Genomic DNA, 3,894 nt, shown 5'->3' with positions numbered 1-3,894 from the left:
ATGCATTTGGAGCCGAGAAACTTTGGTATGTTGCCAACGACCATCGGAACCCGACAACCGGCACAGTAGAAACAAATTACACCGATTTAACGGTCAGGCACAAGGGACTGAAACAAGACTTTAGTCGCAAAACTCCTAACGGCAATCCTATCTTGAGACATCCAAGAACGGAGGAGGGAGAGGAGCCGGATACAGCGCCCAACTGCTATCGCACCGACTTGTTTAGGGTCTTTTCTGAGAAAGGATACAACGTCGAAGGCAGCAAAAACAGTCCCATCTGTGGAACGTGCAAACTAGCTCATTTATGTTCACAGGGCATCGGCGGAAAGTACGGCGCAACATTTCGGGGCGATCGCCAACAAGCTTTGGCATCCGACAGGATACGCGCTCATGCCGATTCCTTACCCATTCCAGGGACTGAGGAAGGGTTTGATTACTCTAACTCTGGTTTGTTCTGGGATGAGATTGGGAGCAATCTTAAGCCCATAAAAGAGACGCGGGTTAGTCTCCAAGACTTTGACCGGACATTTGCGGAACTAGAGAGCAAAGCGCCTGACCTTCACGAACTACTGAAGCCTCAGAGACTGGCATTAAGATCGCTGTTGACGGGCGAAGTCAAACAACCCTATCACGGGTTTGATGACGCTGCCATCCGCAACCTTCTACCAAACCTCTCCCCAGAGAACTCAGAAGAACTTATTGAAATTGTTGCTGAAATTGTTGAGAAACTAAGAGAAACGCTTACACCTGATCTTGACTTCTTAAACAATGACCCAGACTCAATCACCAATGACGAAATTCAAGAACCGGGCATCTCAAAATCAATGCAGCGTTTGGTTAATCGAGAGTTCAAACGCGAAGCACACCGCGAGTTTTTTGAAGAACTAAAGAATCTCCCACTCAACTGGCTAGTTCCTTTTGTCAGAGTGTGGACTCGCTTCGAGAGAGGTGCATTTCGCCTTGAGGGGAACCAACTTATCATCTTTACCCACAACCCAAAATATAGCGATATCGCTGCATCCGCACGATTTAATATCTACCTGGATGCCACGATTACCCGTGAACGCCTAGCACTACTGCTAGGGGTTGACAAGAGTGAAATTTACGTGGTTGGGCAAGAGACGCCAAATCACGGCAACCTCAAGCTTATCCAAGTTACCGGAATGGGGAAGCTGGGCAAAAACCGCTCCAAGTCCCTTGAGCAACGTGTAGCTGCACTCAGAAAAGCACTAGAGGCGCGTTACCCTGGTATCGTTTTTGGAGATTGGAAATCCCAAGCTTCTCAAGGTGACGGACAATGGTTTGTCAACCTGCGGGGGTCTAATGAGTTCAAGGATGCCCCAGCGATGGCGGTAGTCGGGGTTCCTTATCCAAACGTTGGTTATCTACAAGTCCTCTACCAGACACTCACAGGCGAATACGCACCCTTGAACAAGGAAACACCCCACGAAGGACTACAACGCTTTATTGAAGCTCATGTAGAGGCAGAGATAGAACAAGCGGTTGGTCGGTTGCGGTCACACCTTCGACCCAACGAGCAGCTAACATTCCTTTTCGTCGGCGATTATGACCTAAGTTTCCTGGGGATGCCAGTTGAACAAGTCGAAGCGTTTCAGATTTGTCCAGAAGCTGGCACCGATGCCCAAGTCACCCGCTGGCAGATTCTGGAGGCAGTTCGCCTCCTTCACTCCCAGAGTCAGAAACTTACCCAAGTGGCAATCGCCACCCTTATTGGCAAATCTCAAGAACTTGTTAGCAAAATCGCTTCTGAATTTGGGGGGTGGAAGCGGCTCAAGAAAATATTACTCGTGCTATTAAACCCCCCTAGTAGCGGTAGTAATATTTTTTCGGGACTAACCGACGATGAAAAATGGTTGGCTCAAATCTATCTCCCTGCGTGCCTAGATGATCATCCACAAGATGCTGTTGAGCAGATAGCGCAGTTAGTCCAACTATATGGGATGAAACAATTCCTGCGGCTTTTATCTGCTGCCACACCCCAAACACAGGTGCGATTACTAGCACTACTGCTTCAATCCCTATCGCTTCCCTTCCACACTGAACTAGTGGCATTGCTCGTTGGGGGCGCGTGAAATTTTCACAGTTCCCGCGTCGCCTATTTCTTCAAGTCGCTTGATACTCTAACTCGCATGATGCTTTCGCGCTTTGCGGCACTGCCGCTTTATCAGGCTCGTGAGCCGTGTGGAGAGTTGGTGTTCAAGTGAGGAGGAGAATGAGAGCTCTCGCCAAAGTTCTCTTGAAGCTGGCAGTGCAAAAGTGAACTAAAGTTCATATTTAATCTGACGTGGGTGGTTGCCGGTTGGCTTCTAGCTGCGTAATTCTCACCCCGTGACGATTCTGCGGTTTGCGTCCAGAGAGTCGATGCGGTAGTATCCTCCTTCCATCCGTTGAGCCACCATTGTGTATAGCAACCGCCAAGGCGGTTAAGACACAAAGCGCAAGACATCCTCAATGGCATCTCGTAAACAATCAAACTGCTCCAGTTCTTTGCGGATTCGACTCTTTAACCAAGACCAGCATTGTTCAATTTTGTTGAGGTCTGGTGAATAGGGAGGTAAGTAAAGCACTTTACAGCCCGCATCCTCAATCAGTTGCTCAATGCGCCCGCCTTTGTGGAATGTGGCATTATCCATCACCACAACCTGTCCGGGAACAAGTGTTGGAAGTAAACAATTTTCCAGCCAGGTTTCAAACACTGTTCGATTACACGCTCCCTCAACCGTAAAGGCAGCTATCAGGTTTTGCTCACACAGTGCGGCAATCATATTGACCCTCCCCTCGCGCCGCCCTGACTTGAGTGCATAGAAGCGTTCCCCTTGTTTATTCCACCCATAAGCATACTCGTCTCGGTTATCCATCCCTGACTCATCAACGTAAACAATCTGGGATGGGAGTAGGGTAGACAACTGGGCTACAAACGCCTGTCGTTTGGCTTCATCGCGCTCGCGGTAGCCATAGGTCTTTTTTTTCGAGTGAAGCCAATCTTCTTGAGCGCCCGTGAAATAGTGCGATCTGCGCTTCGCAGCAGCGCTTCGCTATCGCTAATCTGCTCCTTCCACACTTTTGCCATCTCAACTTGGGTTTTATCTCCATGAGCCTTAGCGAACTCACGAAACTCCTCCCAGTCGGTGATCTTATGACCATTCCCAGGTGGCTGATTCGGCTTAGCCTGATAGTCTCCGGTTTCAGAAAGCCGTTTGAGCCACAGGTCGATGGTGTTGCGACTAATGTTAAATAGTTGACTAGCTTCACTTTTCTTCAAGCCATCAAACTTGATGGCTTGGATCACCTTCTGACGCAGGTCGTAACTGTAGGGTTTTGCCATTGGTTAAGCGATCGCTTCTCAAACAAGGGACTACTTTCAGTTTACGTCCTAACCTCCTTGGCGGTTGCTATATCACGCTAGTCAAACTGTATTTTTTCAGCTAAGCACTAATTAATCTCTAAATATCCTTGATCAGCGCTTTTCAAAAACCTCGATACAAACGCCCTTCCCGTAACTGTACAACGGGCTGTCTTGACATCTGCACCAATTGCTCATCATGAGTTGTTACAATCACCGTCGCACCCATACCATTCAGTTTCTTGAGAATATTTAATACCTGCCGAGAATTATCGGGATCGAGGTTACCCGTTGGTTCATCCGCCAGCAATACAGGAGGTGTCCCCACGATCGCACGCGCCAAACTCACCCGTTGCTGCTCTCCCCCTGAGAGTTCATCTGGAAAACAGTTCGCTTTGTGTTGCAAACCTACAACCTTCAATGTGGGTGGCAAACGTCGCTGAATTTCCTTGCGGGTATAGCCTTGTGCCCAGAGGACAAAGGCGATATTTTCGGACACAGTGCGTGTCGGAATCAGTTTATAGTCTTGA

At 48.6% G+C, this 3,894-nt stretch carries 3 protein-coding genes; 1 reads left to right on the top strand and 2 read right to left on the bottom strand.

The genetic code is table 11. The annotated features are described in order from the left end of the window. The coding region (locus H6F80_RS28305; protein WP_199296878.1) for a hypothetical protein at positions 1-2,093 on the top strand (2,093 nt) is incomplete at its 5' end. A gap of 351 nt (positions 2,094-2,444) precedes the next feature. On the opposite strand, the gene H6F80_RS28300 is transcribed toward H6F80_RS28305, so the two are convergent. Beyond that, positions 2,445-3,346 (bottom strand): IS630 family transposase gene (locus H6F80_RS28300; protein WP_190794854.1). Its coding sequence is split into 2 segments (ribosomal slippage): positions 2,445-2,987 and positions 2,990-3,346, totalling 900 coding nucleotides; the frame shifts between segments, so codons are not numbered across the junction. Between the two features lie 142 nt (positions 3,347-3,488). Beyond that, positions 3,489-3,894, bottom strand: a 406-nt coding sequence (locus H6F80_RS28295; protein ID WP_190794853.1) for a cell division ATP-binding protein FtsE, incomplete at its 5' end; no start/stop codon positions are given.

The organism is Leptolyngbya sp. FACHB-711 (assembly GCF_014695615.1).
In the GTDB taxonomy this organism is placed as follows: Bacteria; Cyanobacteriota; Cyanobacteriia; order Elainellales; family Elainellaceae; genus Leptolyngbya_A.
The sequence above is the reverse complement of the archived record's forward strand: the minus strand, read 5'-3'. Positions and strand labels throughout refer to the sequence as shown.